Origin of the sequence: Nocardioides sp. 616, from assembly GCF_002930065.1 — a bacterium.
GTDB classification, from domain to species: domain Bacteria; phylum Actinomycetota; class Actinomycetes; order Propionibacteriales; family Nocardioidaceae; genus Nocardioides; species Nocardioides houyundeii.
In genome coordinates this window covers 592,690-614,142 of sequence record NZ_POAG01000017.1, presented here as the reverse complement: position 1 = coordinate 614,142, position 21,453 = coordinate 592,690, and the positions used below count along the sequence as shown (strand labels likewise).

21 protein-coding genes and 5 tRNA genes are annotated in these 21,453 nt (G+C 69.2%); 18 read left to right on the top strand and 8 right to left on the bottom strand.

The window, feature by feature from the left end; all coding sequences use genetic code 11:
* The first annotated feature begins 178 nt into the window (after positions 1-178).
* From C5H89_RS19500 to C5H89_RS09295, 8 genes are all read left to right on the top strand, one after another.
* On the top strand, positions 179-310 hold the full coding sequence (locus C5H89_RS19500; protein WP_275887113.1) for a hypothetical protein: 132 nt from the start codon (positions 179-181) through the stop codon (positions 308-310).
* Positions 310-1,551 (top strand): HAMP domain-containing sensor histidine kinase, encoded by a 1,242-nt coding sequence (locus C5H89_RS09325; RefSeq protein ID WP_104106706.1) that lies wholly within the window; start codon positions 310-312, stop codon positions 1,549-1,551. Before C5H89_RS19500 ends, C5H89_RS09325 begins: the two co-directional genes overlap by 1 nt.
* 139 nt (positions 1,552-1,690) lie before the next feature.
* The gene (locus C5H89_RS09320; protein WP_104106705.1) at positions 1,691-2,455 is read left to right on the top strand and encodes a GGDEF domain-containing protein; all 765 of its coding nucleotides are present in this window, start codon (positions 1,691-1,693) and stop codon (positions 2,453-2,455) included.
* A complete protein-coding gene (locus C5H89_RS09315; RefSeq protein WP_162799307.1) occupies positions 2,452-3,471 on the top strand; it encodes a cobalamin-dependent protein in 1,020 nt (339 codons plus the stop codon). Before C5H89_RS09320 ends, C5H89_RS09315 begins: the two co-directional genes overlap by 4 nt.
* Before the next feature lie 319 nt (positions 3,472-3,790).
* Positions 3,791-4,369, top strand: coding sequence for a TerD family protein (locus C5H89_RS09310; protein WP_104106703.1), 579 nt, complete (start codon positions 3,791-3,793; stop codon positions 4,367-4,369).
* 105 nt (positions 4,370-4,474) lie between these two features.
* Positions 4,475-5,602 (top strand): DUF475 domain-containing protein, encoded by a 1,128-nt coding sequence (locus C5H89_RS09305; RefSeq protein ID WP_104106702.1) that lies wholly within the window; start codon positions 4,475-4,477, stop codon positions 5,600-5,602.
* The gene (locus tag C5H89_RS09300) at positions 5,602-6,348 is read left to right on the top strand and encodes a hypothetical protein (RefSeq protein WP_205304942.1); all 747 of its coding nucleotides are present in this window, start codon (positions 5,602-5,604) and stop codon (positions 6,346-6,348) included. The genes C5H89_RS09305 and C5H89_RS09300 overlap by 1 nt, the downstream gene beginning before the upstream one ends.
* Positions 6,349-6,378: 30 nt before the next feature.
* Complete coding sequence (locus tag C5H89_RS09295; protein ID WP_104106701.1) at positions 6,379-7,557, top strand: HpcH/HpaI aldolase/citrate lyase family protein; 1,179 nt, start codon at positions 6,379-6,381, stop codon at positions 7,555-7,557.
* On the opposite strand, the gene C5H89_RS09290 is transcribed toward C5H89_RS09295, so the two are convergent.
* A complete protein-coding gene (locus tag C5H89_RS09290; protein WP_104106700.1) occupies positions 7,548-8,792 on the bottom strand; it encodes a hypothetical protein in 1,245 nt (414 codons plus the stop codon). The two genes, C5H89_RS09295 and C5H89_RS09290, sit on opposite strands and share 10 nt — an antisense overlap.
* Before the next feature lie 175 nt (positions 8,793-8,967).
* On the opposite strand from C5H89_RS09290, the gene C5H89_RS09285 reads away from it, so the two are divergent.
* The 3 genes from C5H89_RS09285 to C5H89_RS09275 all read left to right on the top strand — a co-directional run bounded on the left by C5H89_RS09285 (position 8,968) and on the right by C5H89_RS09275 (position 13,078).
* Entirely contained in the window at positions 8,968-9,546 is a 579-nt protein-coding gene (locus C5H89_RS09285) for a TerD family protein (RefSeq protein WP_104106699.1), read from the top strand.
* Between the two features lie 65 nt (positions 9,547-9,611).
* On the top strand, positions 9,612-12,230 hold the full coding sequence (locus C5H89_RS09280; RefSeq protein WP_104106698.1) for a phosphoribosyltransferase: 2,619 nt from the start codon (positions 9,612-9,614) through the stop codon (positions 12,228-12,230).
* A gap of 20 nt (positions 12,231-12,250) precedes the next feature.
* Positions 12,251-13,078 (top strand): HAD family hydrolase, encoded by an 828-nt coding sequence (locus C5H89_RS09275; RefSeq protein WP_104106697.1) that lies wholly within the window; start codon positions 12,251-12,253, stop codon positions 13,076-13,078.
* Between the two features lie 103 nt (positions 13,079-13,181).
* On the opposite strand, the gene C5H89_RS09270 is transcribed toward C5H89_RS09275, so the two are convergent.
* Positions 13,182-13,255: transfer RNA gene (locus C5H89_RS09270), tRNA-OTHER, on the bottom strand.
* Positions 13,256-13,429: 174 nt separating this feature from the next.
* Between C5H89_RS09270 and C5H89_RS09265 the strand changes: the two genes are divergently transcribed.
* Entirely contained in the window at positions 13,430-13,756 is a 327-nt protein-coding gene (locus C5H89_RS09265; RefSeq protein ID WP_104106696.1) for a hypothetical protein, read from the top strand.
* Here C5H89_RS09265 and C5H89_RS09260 read toward each other — a convergent pair.
* The 4 genes from C5H89_RS09260 to C5H89_RS09245 all read right to left on the bottom strand — a co-directional run bounded on the left by C5H89_RS09260 (position 13,753) and on the right by C5H89_RS09245 (position 14,624).
* The gene (locus C5H89_RS09260) at positions 13,753-14,058 is read right to left on the bottom strand and encodes a hypothetical protein (protein WP_162799306.1); all 306 of its coding nucleotides are present in this window, start codon (positions 14,056-14,058) and stop codon (positions 13,753-13,755) included. The two genes, C5H89_RS09265 and C5H89_RS09260, sit on opposite strands and share 4 nt — an antisense overlap.
* A gap of 286 nt (positions 14,059-14,344) precedes the next feature.
* A tRNA-Val gene (locus C5H89_RS09255) sits at positions 14,345-14,416 on the bottom strand.
* A 15-nt stretch (positions 14,417-14,431) separates the two neighbouring features.
* Positions 14,432-14,505: transfer RNA gene (locus C5H89_RS09250), tRNA-Cys, on the bottom strand.
* 46 nt (positions 14,506-14,551) lie between these two features.
* Positions 14,552-14,624, bottom strand: a tRNA-Gly gene (locus C5H89_RS09245).
* Positions 14,625-14,760: 136 nt separating this feature from the next.
* On the opposite strand from C5H89_RS09245, the gene C5H89_RS09240 reads away from it, so the two are divergent.
* Positions 14,761-15,582, top strand: a complete 822-nt coding sequence (locus tag C5H89_RS09240; protein ID WP_104106694.1) for an aminotransferase class IV — start codon at positions 14,761-14,763, stop codon at positions 15,580-15,582.
* A gap of 36 nt (positions 15,583-15,618) precedes the next feature.
* On the opposite strand, the gene C5H89_RS09235 is transcribed toward C5H89_RS09240, so the two are convergent.
* Entirely contained in the window at positions 15,619-16,053 is a 435-nt protein-coding gene (locus C5H89_RS09235) for an SsgA family sporulation/cell division regulator (protein WP_104106693.1), read from the bottom strand.
* A 117-nt stretch (positions 16,054-16,170) separates the two neighbouring features.
* Here C5H89_RS09235 and C5H89_RS09230 point away from each other — a divergent pair, with 117 nt between their 5' ends.
* The 4 genes from C5H89_RS09230 to C5H89_RS09215 all read left to right on the top strand — a co-directional run bounded on the left by C5H89_RS09230 (position 16,171) and on the right by C5H89_RS09215 (position 19,030).
* Positions 16,171-16,653 carry a PGPGW domain-containing protein gene (locus tag C5H89_RS09230; protein WP_104106692.1) on the top strand — a complete coding sequence of 161 codons (483 nt, stop codon included), beginning with the start codon at positions 16,171-16,173 and terminating at the stop codon, positions 16,651-16,653.
* A 42-nt stretch (positions 16,654-16,695) separates the two neighbouring features.
* Positions 16,696-16,767, top strand: a tRNA-Val gene (locus C5H89_RS09225).
* Between the two features lie 693 nt (positions 16,768-17,460).
* Positions 17,461-17,757 carry a winged helix-turn-helix transcriptional regulator gene (locus C5H89_RS09220; RefSeq protein ID WP_104106691.1) on the top strand — a complete coding sequence of 99 codons (297 nt, stop codon included), beginning with the start codon at positions 17,461-17,463 and terminating at the stop codon, positions 17,755-17,757.
* 76 nt (positions 17,758-17,833) lie between these two features.
* Positions 17,834-19,030: a hypothetical protein gene (locus C5H89_RS09215; protein WP_104106690.1), complete on the top strand. Its 1,197-nt coding sequence runs from the start codon at positions 17,834-17,836 to the stop codon at positions 19,028-19,030.
* A gap of 706 nt (positions 19,031-19,736) precedes the next feature.
* Here the strand turns inward: C5H89_RS09215 and C5H89_RS09210 are convergent.
* Positions 19,737-20,108: a very short patch repair endonuclease gene (locus C5H89_RS09210; RefSeq protein ID WP_104106689.1), complete on the bottom strand. Its 372-nt coding sequence runs from the start codon at positions 20,106-20,108 to the stop codon at positions 19,737-19,739.
* Between the two features lie 179 nt (positions 20,109-20,287).
* On the opposite strand from C5H89_RS09210, the gene C5H89_RS09205 reads away from it, so the two are divergent.
* Positions 20,288-21,421, top strand: coding sequence for a DNA cytosine methyltransferase (locus tag C5H89_RS09205; RefSeq protein ID WP_104106688.1), 1,134 nt, complete (start codon positions 20,288-20,290; stop codon positions 21,419-21,421).
* The last annotated feature ends 32 nt before the right edge of the window (positions 21,422-21,453 follow it).

Genomic DNA, 21,453 nt, shown 5'->3' with positions numbered 1-21,453 from the left:
GTGGACGCGAGGACCGCAATCACAGGAAGCTGGTCAGCACCTCTCATGAAGGCTCTGCGCACGGTAGGAACCCTGGCCGTCGCGACTCGGGATGCCGGGATGTCGGGGGCTACCTCCATCTCCGGCTTGCTCACCTCGCTCACCTCGGTCGCCTCGGTCTCCTGAGCCTCGACCCCCCATGCCTCGACTGCTCACCCTGATGGCACTGGTGGCCGCGACCGCCACCTGGAACCCGACCATCCATGTCGCCGTGGGTGCGAACCTGCCCGCCGGGGTCTGCCCCGGCGCCATCGCCCGCTCGGCGCTGTGATGAGTCCACTCGGACCAGCCGGCGTCCTGGCCGTCTCCACTGACTCCCAGGGGCTGGTGACGTGGTGCAACGCCGCGGTCGAGGCGTTGGTCGGACGACCCTCGGCCTCCCTGGTGGGGCTCCCCTTCCCGGAGGAGATCTTCGAGGGCGAGCAGCTCGCAAGGCGTGCCGCCGCGGCGGGGGTCGCCTGCGGCCCGGGGCTGTTCCTCGTCGATCCCGCCCGGTTCGACCGGCGGCGCCGACCGCAGGTGCGCCTCGGAGACCTCGACCGGCGACGGTCCGAGCCAGTGGACACAGCCGCCTCGTCCCGGGGCGGGGACAGCGACAGGGACCAGTCAGCGGCAGGCACCAGCTGCACTTGGAACATGACCGGCGTCGACGGGGTGCCGCGAGTGATCTCGGTCAACGTCCAGCCGGTGGTGGGCAGCTCCGGGGAGGTCCACGGCTACTGGGCGCAAGGTGTCGATGTCACCCAGGAGCACCGGACCAGCAGCATCCTGGCCCAGGTGCTGCACAGCGAGCAGGAGACGGCACGCCGGCAGGCCGAGCTGGACCGGCTGCGGGACGACTTCGTGACCACCGCCAGTCACGAGCTGAGGACTCCGCTGACGAGCATCCTCGGCTTCGTGGAGCTCCTCGAGAACGGTGTCGACGACCCGGAGCGACGGCACCGCTTCGCCACCGCCATCAGACGCAACGTGTCCCGGCTCCAGCAGCTGGCGGAGAGCCTGGTCACCCTCTCGGACACCAGCTCCGCGCACCCCCACTCCTCCGAGCCACTCGACCTGCGTGACGTGGTGGCGGCGGTGCGTGCCACCACAGTCGACCTCGACAGGGAACAGGAGCACGACCGCGTGGTCCCGGAGTTCAGCTGGCCGGAGCGGCCCACCCTGGTTCGCGGTGAGGCTTCCCAGCTGGAGCTGCTCGTGCACCAGCTGGTGGACAACGCCGTGACGTTCACTCCTCCCGGAGGTCGGGTGAGCTGTCGGGTTGCGGAGTCCGAGGGCGAGGCGACGATCGAGGTCTCCGACACCGGGCCGGGGGTGCCGGAGTCCGAGGTGCCGCACCTGTTCACGCCGTTCTTCCGAGGCGCCGCCGTACAGGAGGCAGCCGTCCCGGGACCGGGTCTGGGGCTCAGCATCGCGGCTGCGGTGGTGACGCAGCACGGCGGGCGGATCCTGGTGTCCGAGAACGATCCACGAGGCACGGTCTTCACCGTGCGCCTGCCCCTCGCGCCGTGATCCGGCACGTTGTTCGATCCCCGCTTACCGATACGGGCTCGACGCTCTCGTGGGATCATCCAGCATCGGGAGCGAACCTGAAGTCGGCGAATCCCGCGGGATCCCGCGGCGATGCGACCGCGGAGAGCAGGACGGACACGTGGCAGCGCCGAACCCGAGCGACTCGTTGCTCCTGGAGGCGACCCGACGACTGCTGTGGGCGGCCGACGTCGAGGCCGTCCTCGCGACTGGTCGGGACCTGGTGCGATCCCTGGGTGGCTCGCTCCTACCCGCCGGCGCCACGCCCGGCGAGGCGATACCGGTGGATCTGGCGCTCGGCACCGGGCCACCGGTGCTGCCCACCGCCGCTCCGGGCAGCGCCGCCCGGGAGACGCTGGAGAGGCAGCTCCCACTGTTCGTCCGGGACGCCCACCGTGCCCTGGAGCTGCTCGACCGGTCGCGACGCTTCGCCGACGAGGCCACGCGTGATCCCCTCACCGGCCTGTGGAACCGCCGCATGGTGACCAGGCTGCTGCCACGCATCCACGAGGGCTCGGTGGTCGTGGTCGACCTCGACCACTTCAAGCGCGTCAATGACTCCTGGGGCCACGACGCGGGCGACCGGGTGCTGCAGGACTTCGCCCATGCCTTGTCCGTGACCGCGCGCACCGCCGACTACGTCGCGCGTACCGGCGGCGAGGAGTTCCTCGTCGTACTCCGGGGCCCGGAGCCGGACCCCTTCCTCGAGCGCCTCCGGCAGACGTGGCAGGCCACCCGTCGGGACCCCGTCACATTCTCGGCCGGCACCGCCGCGGTCCACGCCCGGGCAGAGGATGCCGTGATCGCGGCGGACCGGGCGCTGTACCGCGCCAAGCGCGCGGGCCGGGACCGCTGGTGCTCGGCGGAGCTGGCGGACTACCCGTGACCGCGGCGGTCACGCAGGAGGAGATCAGTCGCTACCTGGAGCTGGCCCGGAACAGTGAGCTCAGGGGCGCGCGAGCCGTCGTCACGCAGTTGCTCGGACGTGGGTTGACCCAGGAGTCGATCATCGTCGACCTACTCTGCGCCGCGCAGCGCGAGGTGGGGGAGCGATGGCACCGCAACGAGTGGTCGGTGGCCGACGAGCACCTGGTCACCGGCCTGACCCAGCGCGTGCTGATCGGTCTGGTCGCCGGCGGCCCCTTCGTCCCAGGCGATCGGGGTCATGTCCTGGTGGTGTGCGCGGAGGGGGACTGGCACTCGCTCCCGGCGCAGGCCATCGCCGAGGTGCTCCAGGGCCGCGGCTGGGACGTCAGCTGCCTCGGTGCCTCCACTCCCGCCGCCCACGTCGCGGCGTATCTCGACCGGCGGCCAGCAACGGCGGTGGCCGTCTCCTGCAGCCTCCCGCTGAGCTTCATGGGCGTGCGCCGAGTCGCGGAGGTCGCCCACCAGCGGGGCATCCCGGTCCTGGCTGGCGGACGAGCGCTCGGAGCGGACAGCAGTCGGGCCGCGATGCTCGGGGCCGATGGGTGGGCGCCCGACGCCGCGGCGGCCGCGGAGACCCTCGAAGCCTGGGCCGTGACCCCTCCCGTCGAGCGGACCGTGGCGCCTCCCGTCCCCGCCGGGTACTCCGTGCTCCAGGCCCGGGCGGCCGACCTGGCCCAGGTCGCCGCCGATAGTCTCCAGCGGTCCCTGCCGGAGGTAGCGCGCTACGACCAGGAGCAGCGGGCCCGGACCCTGGAGGACCTGGAGTTCATCGTCAGGTTCGTCGCCGCCGCCGGCCTGGTGGACGACGACCGCGTGCTCGTCGACCTCGTGGCGTGGCTGGGAGAGCTGCTCGAGCACCGCGGTGTTCCTCGGGCGGCGCTGGCCGCAGGTCTCGAGGCGCTCGTCACGGCGCTGGTGCCCGTGGACGCCCCAGCGGCTGAGCTGGTTCGGCGGTCCCTGGCACGATCGTCCTAGTTCTCCGGACACTGCCGGGGCCCACCAGAGTCAGCCCGGTTACCGGAACAAGGCATACCCAAATTTTGAGTATCAGGCAGAGGTTTGAGCTGCGGGCGTCCCCCCGCTCTCCCCGCGTTCGGCCCCGACCCGATTTCCAGCCCCACCTCAGACGCGGGCCCCGGCTGCTAGCGTTCGCGACCTGTGGCCGGGGCGGCGACGGCCGATCGCGACAGTCCGTGGACGAGCAGCGCCGAGACCGGCGGGATAGCGTGACGAACAGACCTGAACGAATCAGCCCGCAGCGCAAGCTGCGCACGTGAGCAACCTGGAGGAAAACATGTCGGTCTCCCTCTCCAAGGGTGGCAATGTCAGCCTGACCAAGATGGCCCCCAGCCTGACCGCAGTCGCGGTCGGGCTCGGCTGGGACATCCGCACCACCACCGGCGCCGACTTCGACCTCGACTCGAGCGTCCTGCTGTGCCGCGCCGACGGCAAGGTCAAGGACGACGGCCACTTCGTCTTCTTCAACAACCTCAAGTCGCCGGACGGCTCCGTGGAGCACCTCGGCGACAACCTGACCGGCGAGGGCGAGGGTGACGACGAGGTGGTCAAGGTCCAGCTCTCCACCGTGCCGGCAGACATCGAGAGGATCGTCTTCCCCGTCTCGATCTACGACGCCGACGCCCGCCAGCAGTCCTTCGGCCAGGTCATCAACGCCTTCATCCGGGTCGTGGACAGCTCCAACGGCACCGAGCTCGCGCGCTACGACCTCACCGAGGACGCCTCGACCGAGACCGCGATGATCTTCGGCGAGCTCTACCGTCACAACTCGGAGTGGAAGTTCCGGGCCATCGGGCAGGGCTACGCCTCGGGCCTGGCCGGCATCGCCAAGGACTACGGCGTCAACGTCGGCTGAGCCGCTCCGCAGCCCTATCCTGAAGGCAGCGCCGTGCATCGGCACGGCGCTGCTGCGCCTCCCGACGGCTGATCGAGCCGTCCTCGAAACCTCCCTGAGGGAACTGTGATCCTAAGAACGTTCGGCTGGTCATTCGCGGTCACTGTGATCGCGCTGGTTGGTGCCTTCCTGCTGGGCGGCCCGACCGTCTTCGCGCTGGTCCTGATCCTGTGCGTGCTGGAGATCTCGCTCTCCTTCGACAACGCGGTCGTGAACGCCACCATCCTGGAGCGGATGAACCCCTTCTGGCAGAAGATGTTCCTCACCGTCGGCATCCTGATCGCCGTGTTCGGGATGCGGCTGGTCTTCCCGCTGCTGCTGGTCGGGATCACCGCCAGCCTGGGGCCGATCGAGGCCATCCGGCTGGCCATCGAGGGCGGCAGCATCGATGAGCCCGGCACCTACGCCTACCTGCTGCACGAGGCGCACCCGGCCATCGCGGCGTACGGCGGCATGTTCTTGATGATGCTGTTCCTCGACTTCATCTTCGAGTCGCGTGAGCACACCTGGCTGTCGTGGCTGGAGCGTCCGCTGGCGCGGATCGGCAAGCTCGACCAGCTCTCGGTCGTCGTCGCCACCCTGGCGCTCACCGCGGCGGCGTACTGGCTGGCAGAGGACCCGGGCACCGTGATGATCTCCGGAGCGCTCGGCATCGTGACCTACCTCCTGGTCAACGGGCTGGGCTCGCTGTTCGAGGCCGAGGCCGTGGTCGCCGCAGCCGACGAGACCCTGCACGCGGAGCAGGAGAAATCCGGCGGCGCGAGCATCGTGGGGGTGGGCGGCAAGGCCGCCTTCTTCCTCTTCCTCTACCTCGAGGTCCTGGACGCGTCCTTCTCCTTCGACGGCGTCATCGGGGCGTTCGCCATCACGCAGAACATCTTCATCGTCGCCGTCGGCCTCGGCGTGGGTGCCATGTACATCCGGTCCATCACCGTCTACCTGGTCCGCCAGGGGACGCTGGACGACTACGTCTACCTCGAGCACGGCGCCCACTGGGCGATCGGTGCCCTGGCCACCATCCTGCTGGTGACCATCCAGTACGAGGTGCACGAGATCATCACCGGCCTCATCGGCGTCGGCTTCATCGGCGCGGCGCTCATCTCCTCCCTGCTGCGCAACCGGAAGTCCGGCGGTGACGGGGACGACCACCCGGAGCCGGCGCTGCCCACCACCGCCAACGTGAGGACGTCCTGATGGCCATCGACTACACCAAGAAGCCGAAGCCGGCCGCGGCGGCGTCACCCGGCCCCGCCGGCCCCGCCGGTCCCGCCGGCCCCGCCGGTCCCGCCAACCCGGTGTCGCTGAGCAAGGTGACGCTGACCAAGTCCGCACCGTCGGTGTCCCTGACGAAGGCCGGATCGGCCGGTGGCACGCTGCGGGTGAACCTCAACTGGAACGCCCGTCCCCCCTCCGCGCCCGCCCCGGCGGCGGGTGGGTTCCTGAAGCGGATGATGTCGCCGGGGAGCAGCAGCGGGATCGACCTCGACCTGGGGTGCCTCTACGAGTACGCGGACGGCTCCAAGGGCGTCGTACAGGCGCTCGGCAACGCCTTCCGCGACCAGCACACCCTCGGCCCCGACCCGATCTGCTGGCTCGACGGGGACGACCGGTCCGGGACCAACACGGCCGGGGAGAACCTGTTCGTGAACCTGGCCCACGTGGCGGCCATCAAGCGGATCATCGTCTTCGCCTTCATCTACCAGGGCGTCCCGAACTGGGGCGAGGCCGACGGCGTGGTGACCCTGTTCCCCGCCTCGGGCCCGGAGGTCGAGGTCCGGCTGGACGAGACCCGGCCCGGCAACGGCATGTGCGGCATCGCGATGCTGGAGAACATCGGTGGTGATCTCCAGGTGCGCCGCGAGGTCAACTACGTGAAGGGGCACGCAGACCTGGACCGAGCCTTCGGGTGGGGCCTGCGCTGGACCGCCGGTAGCAAGTAGCCCGAAGACACGTCGGACAGGGGGAAGTCAGTGCGGCACTTCCACCAGCTCAGCGCTGCCCAGGGCGAGCAGCTCTTCCTCCGGCCCCCGCGGGAGTTCTCCCGCACCGCCGACATCGACACCATGGCGGCGGCGCTCGGCGCCACGCTGTACATGCCGGCGACCAGGCCCGACCTCGCCGGAGACCTGCGACGACAGGGCGCCAGGGGCGTGCTGTCCAGCGTGGTGTGCCTGGAGGACGCCATCTCCGACGACGAGCTCCCGGCCGCGCAGGCCAACCTGATCCGGCAGCTGACCCAGGCCGGTCAGGACGGGCTCGGCGCCTCGGACACGCTGCCGCTGACGTTCGTGCGGGTGCGCCACCCCGAGCAGATCGCGGCGGTCACGCAGGGGCTGGGGGAGCAGACCTCGATGCTGTCGGGCTTCGTGCTGCCCAAGTTCACCGACGTCTCGGGTGGGGACTTCCTCGATGCGCTGCTGGCGGCCCGGGCCGAGACAGGGGTGGACCTGCGGGCGATGCCGGTCATCGAGTCGCCCGAGGTGATCCACCGCGAGACCCGGGACTCGGTCCTCGCAGGGGTCGCGAGCCTCCTGGCCAAGCACCGCGACGTGGTCCTGGCGGTGCGGCTGGGTGCCACCGACCTCTCCTCGGTCTACGGCCTGCGGCGCGACCGCTCGCTCACCGTGTACGACGTACGCCTGGTGGCCGAGGTGATCACCGACGTGGTCAACGTGCTCGGCCGGGCCGACGGCACGGGACACGTGGTGACCGGCACGGTGTGGGAGTACTTCGCCGGCGCCGACCGCATCTTCAAGCCCTTGTTGCGGGAGTCCCCCTTCCTCGAGCACGATGCCGGGCGGCTGCGGCGCCAGCTGATCACCCGCGACCTGGACGCGCTGATCCGCGAGGTCGTGCTCGACAAGGCGAACGGCCTGATCGGCAAGACCGTCATCCACCCCACCCACGTCGTCGCCGTGCACGCGCTGTCGGTCGTCTCCAGCGAGGAGTACTCCGACGCCTGCGACATCACCGGTCAGGCTCAGGCGGGTGGGGGAGTGCGGGCGTCGAGCTACCGCAACAAGATGAACGAGGCGAAGCCGCACCTGGCGTGGGCGCAGAAGACGCTGCGACGGGCGGACGCCTTCGGGGTCGCGCACGAGGACGTGACGTTCGTGGACTTCCTGGCCGCGGCGGCGACTCAGGCCTGAGAGCTGATCGCCTCTCGGCACCGGCGCACCACGTCGTCGGTGAGCTGGTCGATGGCGCGCAGCTCCTTGAGGTATCCCCAGTAGTCGGGCTTGGTGGCGTCCAGGAGCTGGTCGGCGGCGTCGAGCCGGGCGGCGAGGTTGTCGAGGATGCCCGCCTCCCGTGCCGGGACCCGGGACCCGGAGGCGACGACCAGCCGCTGGGCGTCCCGCACCGCGAACCGGGTCCGGGCCTTCGCGCGCGCCGGGTCCTCGGCCACGTCCTTGAGGTCGTCGACGCGTCGGCGTACCGCGGTGAGGCCGGTCTCGGCCTCGGCCAGCCGCTCCCGGCACGCGGCCAGGTCCGCGGCCGCCGCCTCCCAGTGCTGGGCGGCGGCGTGCCGGTTCGCCGAGGCGAGCAGGTCCGCGGCCTCGGCCACCAGGGCCCGGCCGCGGGCCGGGACGTCGTCGAGGTCCGCGGAGCAGGCCAGGGAGAACTCGCGCCGCAGCACGGAGAGCTGGGGCTCTGCGGCATCGAGCCGGACCGAGACCGCGTCCAGCCGGGTGCGAGTCGTGCTCAGGCGCCGGGGGGTGTCGCTGGCCAGGCTGGCCAGCTCGTCGGCGGCTCGGACGACCTCCTGGGCGGCGTCGACGGCCCGGGCGGCGGCCTCGATGGTGGCGCTGGCCCCGTGCTTGTGGGCGCCGCCGTCGAGCACGGGACGGGCGGCCTGCTCGGCGCTGGCGAGCCGCTGGTCCAGCGCGGGGGAGGTCAGGCCGGCGGCCCGCACCCGCGCCACCGCGTCCCGGGCCTTGGTCAGCGCCTGCCGGGCGGCGGCGGTCCTGGGGGCCACCTGCCCCCAGACCTTCCTGACCTGCGCCTCGACGTCGCGGTGCTCCTCGGCGAACTGCTGGAGATCCCGGTGCGCGGCGCTGAGAGCGGCGTACGCCGCGCGGAAGGCGGTCTGGGCCTCACGGAGGGCACGAACCTCGGCGCGACCGTCCTCCAGGGACGCGTCGTGGGCGTCGAGGGCGTCGATCCACGTCTGGGCGGCCTGGTTCCCGGCACGCTCCAGCGGCTCGAAGCTGCGTTGCAGGCGGAGCCCGGCCGGGCCGGCGTCCAGGCCCGCGAAGGCGGTGACCAGCACCGCGACGTCCTTCTGGACGAGGTCGAGGGCGATGAACGCGTCGCCCGCCTCGTGCTTGGCGGCGAGGGCCTCGTTGCGCGCGGCGACCTGACGCGCGTTCGAGGTGAACACCACGGGCCGGTCCTCTCGTCGTTGCTCGGAGCGACCGCCGGAGCAAGGTGCCTCGACGGAGCGCTGGAGGTCAGGTTACCGAGCGCGTCGCAGAATCCGAGGACGAACCTCGTCGTGCCTTGGCGGTGGATGAGAGGGTGAGCCCAGAAGAAGCGGCCACGACGAGGAGACCAAACCGATGAGCATCAGCCTGACCAAGGGCCAGACCGTGTCCCTGACCAAGAAGAGCGGCGGCGCGCTGTCCAAGGTCCGGATGGGACTCGGCTGGGACGCGGCCAAGAAGAAGGGCTTCCTGGGCCGGATGTCGGAGCAGTCGATCGACCTCGACGCCTCCGCGCTGCTCTTCGATGCCTCGGGCAACGTCGTGGACACCATCTGGTACAACCAGCTCGTCTCCAAGGACGGCTCGATCGTGCACACCGGCGACAACCGCACCGGCGCCGGCGACGGGGACGACGAGTCCATCAAGGTCGACCTGTCGGCGTTGCCGTCGAACGTCCAGACGGTCGTGTTCACCGTCAACTCGTTCACCGGACAGGGGTTCGCCCAGGTCGAGAACGCCTTCTGCCGCCTGGTCGACGAGGCCAACGAGGACGAGATCGCGCGCTACGACCTGTCGGCCACCGGCAGCCACACCGCCCAGATCATGGCCAAGGTGTCCAGGGACGGCGCCGGCTGGTCGATGACCGCGATCGGTGGCACCGCCAGTGGCCGCACCGTGGCTGCCATCGCACCGGCGGCGGCCCAGCACCTGTGAGCGCCCGCTCGGCCGCGCCGCAGAGCGCGGCCGAGCCGCCCTCGTCGTCCCCGGCACCCTCGAGCATGCCGAACGAGCCCGAGACCGCGCCGTGGACCGGCGCCTGGGTCCGGGACCGGCTCGACCTCGCGCTGCGCACCAGCGCGGCGCCGCTGGGGGTGCAGCTCGACGAGCTGGTGGGGCTCGCCGTCCGCCGCAACCCCCGGCGCGCCCACCTGCTGGTCTCCCTGGTGCTGGGCAAGCACGTCCCCACGGACCCGGACCTGGTGCACGGCACCGGTCTGCTCCTGGGGCGGCTGGCGGCCGCCCGACTGGCGGCCCCGGCCGGCGCGCCGCATCCGGAGGACCTGCTCGGGGGGGAGCTGCTGCGCCAGGCGCTGCACGGCGTCCGCGGCAGTGCCGCCCGGCTGGTCGAGCACGCCCGGACGCCCCCGGTCGCCGTGCCCGACGGCGTCGTGGTGCTGGGGTACGCCGAGACCGCCACGGCCCTGGGCCACGCAGTGGCCGACGCCCTCGACGTGCCCTACCTGCACTCCACGCGCCGGGCGGTGCCCGGGATGCGCGAGCTGGGCTCGTTCCAGGAGGAGCACTCCCACGCGACTAGCCACCTGCTGCTCCCCGAGCATCCGGCTGCGTTCGCGCGGCCGGGCCCGCTGGTCCTCGTCGACGACGAGCTCTCCACCGGCAGCACGGCGCTCAACACCATCAGGGCCCTGCACCGAGCGACTCCCCGCAGCCACTACGTGATCGCCGCGCTGGTCGACCTGCGCAGCGGGGCCGACCGGGAACGAATGGCGCGGGTGGCCGGTGAACTGGGGACCCGTATCGAGCTGGTCGCGCTCGCGGCGGGAGCCGTCGACGCTCCTTCCGACGTGCTGGGGCGCGGTGCCGCCCTGGTCCACGAGACCGAGTCAGGCCCGAGCGCCGCCCCTGCGGTCGACGCCCAGCGACCCCGCGGCCAGATCACGCGGGTGGACCTGGCCTGGCCGTCGGGGCTGCGCGAGGGAGGTCGCCACGGGTTCACCCGGGCCGACCGGGTCCGGTTCGCCGCGGCGCTGCCGGTGCTGGCCGAGACGCTGGCCGATGCCGTCGGGCCTGGGGCCGGACGGGTGCACGTGCTCGGCTTCGAGGAGCTGATGCAGGCCCCGTTCCGCCTCGCGGGCGAGCTCGGCGCCGTGCTGGCCGCACGTTCTGGGGTCGGCGAGGTGACGGTGACCTGCTCGAGCACCACCCGGTCCCCGGTGCTGCCGGTGCCCGAGGCCGGCTACGCGATCAGGTCCGCCCTGAGGTTCCCCGCCCACGACGACCCCAGTGACGGCCCCGGCCCGCGGTTCGCCTACAACCTCACCTCGGCGGCGGGGGAGTCCCGCTTCGAGACCGTGGTCCTGGTGGTCGACGACGCCGGCGACACCGACGAGCTCTGGTCCGCGGCCGGGCTGGTGAGCCGGCTCGCCGAGGTCGCGCCGCGGGTGCTGGTGGTCACGGTGCCGGCGCACCGGCCCCGTGCCCTGCCGGAGCCGCTGCCCGAGCCGCTGCGGGGTCCGCGGTTCGGGTCCTACCGTCCCGACGACGTGGCGTGGCTGCTCACCGACCTGTCCCACGTCGACCTGGAGGCACCGACCGAGGAGCGCGAGGAGGCCATCCAGTCCGGTGGTGCGCACTACGCGGAGTCGCTGCCGGTGGAGTTCCAACCCGACGCGGCGTACCAGGCACTGTTCACCGCCACCTTGGCCTCGTCCGCGACCCGTCTGGCGCGAGCGGTTGGGCTGGTCACCGAGCAGGTGCTGGCCCTGCGCGGCCCGGAGGCGGTGCTGGTCTCCCTGGCTCGAGCCGGTACGCCGGTGGGGGTGCTGATGCGCCGCTGGGCGCAGCAGGTGCACGGCCTGGAGCTGCCGCACTACGCGGTGTCCATCGTGCGCGGCAAGGGCATCGACGAGGTGGCGCTGGCCTACCTGGCTGCGCACCACGACCCGGCCACGGTGATGTTCGTGGACGGCTGGACCGGCAAAGGAGCGATCACCCGCGAGCTGGCCGCCTCCGTGCAGGCGGCGAACGCCGCGCTGGGCGCGGACTTCGCGGCCGACCTGGCCGTGCTCGCGGACACCGGCCGGTGCGTGGAGGTCTTCGGCACCCGCGAGGACTACCTGATCCCCTCGGCATGCCTGAACTCGACCGTCTCGGGCCTGGTCTCGCGCACCGTCCTGAACGACGCCCTGATCGGGCCCGGAGACTTTCACGGGGCCAAGTTCTACGCCGACCTGGCCTCCTCGGACGTCTCCGCGGCGTTCGTCGAAACCGTCGCCGCGGAGTTCGCCTCGGTCCGGGACGAGGTCCTGGCGTCCCTGCCGGCTCACCTGGCCTCCGACCGCACCGCGACGTGGTCCGGCTGGGCCGCGGTCGAGGCCGTGAGCCGGGAGTACGGCATCGGCGACGCCAACCTCGTCAAGCCGGGCGTGGGGGAGACCACCCGGGTGCTGCTGCGCCGGGTCCCGTGGAAGGTCCTGGTCCGGGCGGACGCAGCGGACGAGCTGGGCCACATCAGGCTGCTGGCCGACCAGCGCGGCGTCGAGGTGGTGGAGGTCCCCGACCTGCCGTACTCGGCCATCGGACTGATCCACCCCAGGTTCACCCGCGGCGCCACCGGCACCGACGGCACCGCGGCGACCGCGGGGGTCGGGGCATGAGCGGTCCGCAGCGTTCGGGCATGACGTCTGGGGACATGGTGGTGGCCAGCGACCTGGACCGCACCCTGCTCTACTCGCCCGCCGCGCTGATGCTCCCGGTGCCCGACCAGGACGCCCCCCGGCTGCTCTGCGTCGAGGTCTACCAGGGCCGGCCGCTGTCGTTCCTCACCGAGACCGCCGCGGGTCACGTCGCGGCGCTCAACGAGGCCGGCAAGCTCGTCCCGGTCACCACCCGCACCACCGCCCAGTTCCAGCGGATCAACCTGCCCGGTCCGCCTGCCAAGTTCGCGCTGTGCGCCAACGGTGGCCGGCTGCTGCGCGACGGGGTCGAGGACCTGGACTTCACCGCCGCGGTCACCCGACGACTGGCAGAGGCCAGTGGCCCGCTGCAGGAGGTGTCGCAGTGGCTGCAGGCCGCGGCGCGGGCCGCAGGTGCCGACGGGTTCCTGCGGAGCGTCCGCGACGCCGAGGGGCTGTTCTGCTACGCCGTGGTGGAGCGGGACGCCATGCCCAGCGGCTGGGTCGAGGAGCTCACCGGGTTCGCCGGCGAGCGAGCCTGGGGGGTCTCGGTGCAGGGCCGCAAGGTGTACGTCGTACCGACGGCGCTGACGAAGGCTGCGGCGGCCCGCGAGGTGGCCGACATGCTGGGATGTCGGCACCTGCTGGCCGCCGGTGACTCCCTGCTGGACCAGGACCTGCTGGAGGCGGCGGACGAGGCGATCCGGCCGGCGCACGGCGAGCTGGCCGACGTGGGGTGGACGAGCGAGCACGTGCGGGTCACCGCCACCAGCGGGGTGATGGCGGGGGAGGAGATCACGGGCTGGCTGGCCGGCCGGGTCCTCGGCTGATCGGGCGCGTGCTGGGCGCACTGCGGGCACGGAGTGTCTGATAAATGAAAGCGGGCCCCGACTCCCTGGCGGGGGAGACGGGGCCTGATCTGCGGTATCTCTGTGGTGGGCGATACTGGTTTGAACCAGTGACCTCTTCCGTTGTCAGGGAAGCGCTGGTCACGCTCAGCGAGCGCCGATATCGGCCAAAGGCTAGCCATCTACGCAGCCATGTGGATCTGGGGGAACGCCGAAAGCCCCCAGCTCGGTCTGCGTGAGGGCAGCAGGCTCACGAATGCGCTGGCGATCTCCACGCGAGCCTCCTGAGGATTCTCTGTTCAGATGTGTGTGGGCTGCCCTACGCTCGCGACCATGACCGCGCTGATGACCTTCACGTCCCACATTGCTGGCAAGAACGCCACGGTGGAGATCCACTCCGACCGCATCGAGTGGGAGCAGCAGGGGCGTGTGAGTGCGACCCGCGTCATCACGGGCGCCGCGCTCATCACGGGCGCCCGCAAGGGTGGGAGCACGGAGATGATCCCCGTCCGCGCCATCACGTCCGTGACGACAAAGAAGGACGGTCTGCGCAACCACTCGGTGTCGATCATCACCGGCGGCAACACGATCGACATGCGCGTCAGCAAGGCGGAGGCCGAGCAGATCAAGTCGACCCTGACTCGGCTCATGCTGAACTAGACAGGCGCCTCGTGGCCGTATGCCCGCAGGATTTCCATGACCTGCTCAGGCGTTCGGCCAGCAGCGTTGCCCCGCCGTGTCTTCTGAGCGTCATCGCCCTGGAGGGCCGGGGGGTACGGCTTGCGACCCTGAGCCCCGGTCTTGGCGTACTGAAGGTCGTACAGGTCTGCCTGCATCGCCTCGCCGCGGGGGAATGGATAGTCCCAGCCCTCGATCGCAGCAGCCAGCATGGAGCCTGGATCGGCGCGCAGGATGCGGACCAGCCCCAGAGCCTCACCCCATGACATCGCGCCCGTGTCCACCCGATCAAACTCGAACCGGAACCTCGTTCGGAAGTCGTACTCCAGCGCCCCTCGGTACTCGACGATCAGTGGGCCGAGGGCGAGGATTCCCCCAGCGTTCCGCCCGTCAGGGTGTTGTACTCCGACTGCCACGTCTCGGTCGCCATGGCGGGCTCCTAGAGGGAGGTGTCCCCCCAGTTGCCGGAATGGTTAGCCATGCCATGCCATGGCGTGAATGACGCGCCATACAACGCATGAAACCCCCCGTACTTCCTGCATAACCGCAGGTCACGGGGGGTTTCGAGTGTGGGCGATACTGGGTTTGAACCAGTGACCTCTTCCGTGTCAGGGAAGCGCGCTACCGCTGCGCCAATCGCCCAAGTCTTGAATTTTATGGAGGTGGGTACGGGATTTGAACCCGTGTACACGGATTTGCAGTCCGTTGCCTCGCCTCTCGGCCAACCCACCATGCCAGCCCTTCCATGGAAGGACCAGGTGGAAAGACCATTCTCCGAGCGGACGACGAGACTCGAACTCGCGACCTCAACCTTGGCAAGGTTGCGCTCTACCAACTGAGCTACGTCCGCTTGCGCTTCCCGGCCGTTCTTCCGGCCGTTGGTGCGAGCAGAACAGTAGCCGATGGCTGCAGGGGCGACAAAACCAGGGGTCCCCTGGCGTGTTCGGGGGGCCGGTCACCGCGGCCTCCGGCCTAGAGTGAGGGACATGCGCGCCTGGGTCGACGGACAACTGCTCACCGATCCGGCAGCGCCGGCGATCACCATCTCCGACCACGGGTTCACCGTGGGGGACGGTGTCTTCGAGTCGATCAAGGTCGTGGCCGGCCAGCCGTTCGCCCTCACCCGCCACCTGGCCCGGCTGGCGCACTCCGCGGCGGGCCTGGGACTGCCGGCGCTGGACGAGGCGCTGGTGCGCCAAGGCGTCGCGGAGGTGCTCGCGGGGGATCCGCTGGCCCTGGGCCGGCTCCGGATCACCTACACCGGCGGCGTCGCCCCGATGGGCAGCGGTAGGGGCGATCAAGGACCCACCCTGGTGGTCGCCGCCTCGCCGATGGAGCCGCTGGCACCCACGACGGCGGTCTGCACCGTCCCCTGGCCCCGCAACGAGCGGGGAGCCGTGGCAGGGCTGAAGACCACGTCGTACGCGGAGAACGTGGTGGCGCTGGCGCACGCGGCGCAGCAGAGCGCCACGGAGGCGGTCCTGCCCAACACGGTGGGGGACCTGTGCGAGGGCACGGGGTCGAACGTCTTCTACGTCCTGGACGGCGAGCTACGTACGCCGACGCTGGCCAGCGGCTGCCTGGCCGGGGTCACCCGCGCCCTGGTCCTGGAGTGGTACGGCGGCCGGGAGGTCGACGCGCCGATCGAGGAGGTGGCCGAGGCGAGCGAGGTCTTCCTCGTCTCGACGACACGGGACGTGCAGGGCGTGCACTCCTGGGACGGGAAGGAACTGCCCGCACCGGGGCCGGTCACCACCGAGGCGATGGCGGCGTGGCAGACGGGGGAGCGGGCCGGCATCGACCCGTGAGACGGGTCGGCTGTCCGAGCAGGACGGGGGAGAGACTCAGGCGGTCAGGAGCTGCAGGATCATGTCGTCGATCGGCATGTGCTGGGACTCCTCGCCCTCGGGCACCAGCGCGAACGAACGACTGATGAACTGACGGACGTCCTTGATGTACGCCTGGGTGACGAGGTGGCCGTCGGGCGAGCTGAGCTCGACGACCACCACGGCCCGGCCCCGCTGATCGATGCTTGGGGACACGTGCACGTCGCCGTCGCCGGTCGGCTCGGTCATGCCTCGCGCCAGCAGGTCCCGGCTGAAGGTCCACGGGAGATCACCCTCGTGCGTGACGAAGGTGATCGTCACGGCGAACGGGTCGCTGCGCTGATACGAGAACACCGTCTCAAGGTCGTGTCCACGACCCAGCGAGTCGATGCACTGCATCGTGATGTCCTGTTCGACAACACCGGCGAGGCGCCGGTCGCTACGATTCGTCATGTTTCCTCCGTAGACCCTCTTATGGAGTAGTAACGCACCTCTGGCCCCCACGTGACGGGGAAACGTCAAGATTAATTTTGGGGAAGTTTCCTAGGCGGCTCCCGTTAAGGTCAAGGCGTGACGGAGAAGCCGCTGCCCCAGGCCCCCACCCGGCCCGAAGAGACGAGCCCAGAGCCCCACTTCTTCCACCGGCTGCACGGTCGGCTGCACGCCAACCCGGTCACGGGTCTGGCCACCAAGGTGGTGGTCACGTTCGTCGGGGTCGCGGTGATCCTGGCCGGCCTGGTGATGATGGTGGCCCCCGGTCCCGGCATCGTGGCGATCATCCTCGGCCTGGCGATCCTGGCGACCGAGTGGAGCTGGGCCGAGCACGCGCTGGACCGCGCCAAGGAGGCCGCCCACAATGCCGCCGAGAAGGCCCGCAACATGGACCCCAAGGTTCGTCAGCAGCGACTGGTGGCCACGGGCCTGGCGGTCGTGCTGGTCGTCGGTGCGGTGACGACGTACGTGGTCGTCTACGACTGGCCGGGCTTCGCGATCACCGGCTGGGACTGGGTCCAGGGACTGTCCGGAGTCGTGCCGGAGCTGCCCGGGATGTGAGTCCTGCCGGGGCATGCGCTAATGTTTCGCAACGCACCGCAGGGGCGATTGGCGCAGTGGTAGCGCGCTTCGTTCACACCGAAGAGGTCACTGGTTCGAACCCAGTATCGCCCACCCAGCATAAACAGCCCCTGACCTGCGGAAACGCAGTGCAGGGGCAGTTTTGCGTTTAGGTGTCCAGGCAACATGCAGGCAATCGATCGTCCCCCCGCGTTTGCGCCTCAGTCTCGGGGTCCACAGTGCGACTGCACGGCAGGCACTCCCTCGCGATAGGGCCAACCGAGGAAATTTCATGGCCCGCCGAACGTCCGTTGAGAAGGGCCCTTTTGAGCGCAACGTCCCGCTACGCTGGTGCGGCGCAGCTAAGCACCAGCGGGTTCTGGGGCGGCCGGACGTCGCTGCCGATGCTCCTACGGCTACACCACCGGACGGGCGTTGCGAGGGCGGCCCGACCTGCTCATCTCCGGCCGTCCACCCCGCTGGAGAACCAAGGTGTTGGCTCGACGGCAGTGACCTTGGACGATGACGACCCTCTGCTGCTCGGGGTCATCGCGTTCGGCGACCGGCAGTTGAAGGTCGCCCACGCAACCCCGTCCCCTCCATGCCAGCACGGCGATGTTCGGCCCTGTCCGCTTCGAGGCTCTCCAGCTGCTGTGGGTCGGACCCAACGGGGGCCTACCCGGGAATGGTTGACTACGACGTACCCGCCCAGGTTCAGACGATTACAGAGAGCTGACGTGACCAAGTATTGCCAACACCCCGACTGCGCCTTCTCCGGCACCCGGTCGCACGGACCGAGGGCCTGAATTGGCCACGGGCGGCAACCCGGCGGCCATACAAGCCGGCATCGACACGCGAAAGCTCATCGTCGAACTGGTCACCGCGGACGTGGACAACGGCGGCGACGGGATGACGCGGGCGGCGCTGGCGGGGGAACTTGGGATCTCCAAGAACCGTGTCCACACGCACGTGACGACCCTGATCGAGGAAGGTGCCGTCGAGCAGCTCGGAGTGAAGATCACACCGAGCGGGATCGGCCACATCCACGTCTGCCGTACCTGTGGCCAGACCATGCATGTTCACGGTGAGGGCAGCAAGGGCTGACCACCACCCGCACCACCGGGGGGCCCGCCGCAAGATTCCAGCGCGGATCTCACTGGTTGCTGACACCATCGTCGGCATGGACGCAGGCCGCCCGCCGATCTTCGACGAAGTCGTACGCACGGACGCCTCCCCTAGTCAGCACCAGGAGTCCACTTTCGACTTCATGAACCGGATCGCGGGCGACTATTGGCAGCACCCCCGGTCGCTCATGCAGGAGTGGCTCGACCGCATCGAGAACGGCACGGACTACAGGGACCTGTGCCAGCGGCTTCGATCACGGGACGACGAGCAATTCCGGAGCGCTTTCCTCGAGCTGTACCTCCACGAAAGCCTCATTAGAGCCGGATACGCGGTCACGATCCATCCCGTCATCGATGGCACGTCTACGCACCCCGACTTCCTTGCGGAGCGACAGTGCGAGCGGTTCTACATCGAGGCGATCGCACCGGGCTCGACCCCCTCTGCCAAGGCTGCTGCGCAGCGCCGATCAGTCCTGTTCGACACCGTGAACCGACTGGACGACCCGAACTTCATATTGTGGCTGGACGAGTTGGTGGAGGGGTCCACGCAGCCAGCGGCGGCGCGGCTGAGAGCCGATCTCCGCCGCTGGTTGCGGGGTCTCGACCCCGACGCACCGTGGGATCACGACAGCACCCCGGCGCATCAGTGGCAGCACGCAGGGTGGTCTGCGACGTTCAAGGCGATTCCGAAAGATGCCGAGGCGCGGGGACGGCGGACCAACCACCGGGCCATCGGCGTCTACGGGCACACGGGGGTCGGCTGGATCGATGATGCGCCCGCGATCCGCAAGGCGCTCACTTCCAAGCATCACGAATACGGCGACCTAGATGCGCCCTTCGTCATCGCCGTGGGGATGTACATCCACGACACAGACCGTTGGCATACAACCAACGCCCTGTACGGGGCCCTCGGGGTTCAGTGGAGTGAGGGCCCAGACGGGGAGGTTGTCACTCGTGAGGTTCGACAGTCGGATGGCTACTTCGGGGTCGCGTCTGAATGGCAGCACCGCAATGTGTCTGGAGTGCTCTTGGTCAATCAACTGATGCCGTACTACCTGCAGCGCGCGGAAGTCACGCTGTGGCGCCACCCCAACCCCGTCCACCAACTGCCGGACCATCTCGGCCTTCCCGCCCACGTCATAGCTCTCCCCGCGGACATGCTCACGGAGACCCCTCCCGCATCGACCGCGGAGGAGTTCTTTGGCTTACCAGCCCATTGGCCGCCAGGCGAGCCGTGGCCGGACGAGGCCTAGCTCGAGCACGCCCCGACTCGCCTCTCTTTATATAGGCGGGAGCTCATCGGATTCCGAGTCAATGCTGCCGCTTTAGGTCGTTGTCGTGACCCACGAGCCCGAGATTGGTCCGCCCCGTGCGAGTCGAGCAGCGCTCCGCAGGTTGGCAACCAGGTGACCGTTCCAGTCTCTCCAGAACTCGCGTGTGTTGTGCACGATTGGATTGTTCAAGTCGAGGAACTGGGCAGGCATGGTGGTGGCGCGGCTGCGGCGTAGGTGTGTCGTGGTCAGGCGCCGGCGCTGAACCTCGTACGCCGTCCTGGTGACGGTGTGTCCGATCTTGCGCTTTGCTACGGGCTAACCTCCGGTGCGGGCATGTGGCACTCGCCACATGTTTGTCGTCCTAGGGGGCAGATCGCCATGGCGCGCAGTGCTCGGAAGACCCTGACAGGCAACGAACTCTCCCTTCACAAGGCTCCGTTCGCGCCCTTCGACCTTGTACTCGTGGACGTAGCCGGGCAATGCACGCCGTCGCCAGCTCCATCGCGCACGGGGGCGCCTGAATGGCTCAACCTCCTGGTCTTGCTACGGGCTTGGGACGGGATGAAGCTTGGACTGGCCGCGTTGGTGTTGATATGTCGGTGTCTCTGGTCCGCCAGGATGAACATCCGGCCTACTCCCTTGGACAGTCGAGGTGTTCGCCAACCATTTCCGCGGTGGCCAGCACTCACGTGCGTCGAACAGAGACCAAGATGCGAGCTATGACCCCGTCGACAGGCTCGTGTTCCCACGCTCGGATTACGGTCCAACCGGCGTCGTGAAGCAGTTGATCCGTCTCGGCGTCGCGCTCCTGGTTCCGGGTGACCTTTCGCGCCCAGAAGTTTGCATTCGACTTCGCGACCGTGTGATGGATGGGGCACCCGTGCCAGAAACACCCGTCCACGAACACGGCCACCTTTGCGCGAGTGAACACCAAGTCAGCCCTCCGATCGATCCGCGGGAGTGGTCGGAAATCGACCCGGTAACGGAGTCCGGCTGCATGCGCCGCGCGCCTGACAGCCATCTCGGGTTTCGTATCTCGTCCGCGGTTCGCCTGCATGCCACGCCGCACCCCCGGCGAGGACGCCCACGACTCACTCATACTCACAGTGTCTCGGAGTAGTCCACCTGTTCGTCCCAGTCAGGGGGCTGCAGGTCAGGCACCCCACACCAGTCACAGAGGCCACGCAGCGGCGCGGTTGCGAGAAATGTCGGTGCCGAGACCTACCATCTAGTGTCATGACTAAGCCTACCGTGATCGATCTCTTCGCTGGCTGCGGTGGCATGACGGTGGGCTTCGCCAGCGAAGGGTTTGAACCTGTGCTCGCCGTCGAGTGGGACAGATTCGCTGCCGCCACCTACGCGGCGAACTGGGGTGAGGATCATGTCATTCCTGGTGACATTGCAGAGGTGAAGGAGAGTCAGATCCCGACCGCGGATCTGATGATCGGCGGTCCGCCGTGCCAAGGGTTCTCGAACCTTGGCCTCAAGGCGCTCGGTGATCCGAGAAATCAGCTTTGGCGCGAGTACATGCGATTCATCCGGACTGCGCGGCCGCAGGTGTTTGTGATTGAGAATGTCGATCGGTTCGCGAAGTCGCCTGAGTTCCAGATGCTTGTAGGGGAGGTCGAGCACGGCCTTCTGAAGGACTACGAGATCTCGTACGGTGTGTTGAACGCTGCCGACTACGGCGTGTCCCAGCGTCGGCGTAGAACCATCGTCATCGGCTCGAGAGTCGGCAAGATCGATCTGCCGGCCCCCACCCACGCTCGAGGCGGTGCCAAGGGGTTGAAGTCTTGGCAGACGGTGCAGGATGTCATCGAGGGACTTCCGACCCGACCGGACTCAACCGAACTGCCTGACTCGCTCACTGAGTTCTTCGGTGAAGCGATGCCAGGAGTGTTCAAAGGGCTCGACGTTCACTTTCGGCGGAACCCGAATCCTCTGTCGCTCGAGCGATACTCATACGTGCCGCCGGGCGGTGGCAGGTTCGACGTGCCGACGGAACTCCTTCCTCGCTGCTGGCGAGAGAAGTCGACCGGCACTACAGACGTCATGGGCCGCATGCGTTGGGACTTTCCGTCGCACACGATCCGTACTGAGTTCTTCAAGCCTGAGAAGGGTGCTTATCTGCACCCGCAGTGGGTACCGGGCAAACGTCGTCGCGATGACGACCCGAGGTTCGTCAAGGGAAATCCGAAGCTGTCGGTCAATCGGGTCGTGACCCACTACGAGGCGTCGCTAATTCAGGACTTTCCGCGAGACTATCTATGGGTCGGTTCGAAAATCGCCATAGCGAAGCAGATCGGCAACGCCGTCCCGTCGGGCCTTGCACGCGCGATAGCACGGCAAGTCAAGCCGTACATCTCGTGAGTGACAAAGCCGAACAGTCCGGGGTGTCTGCC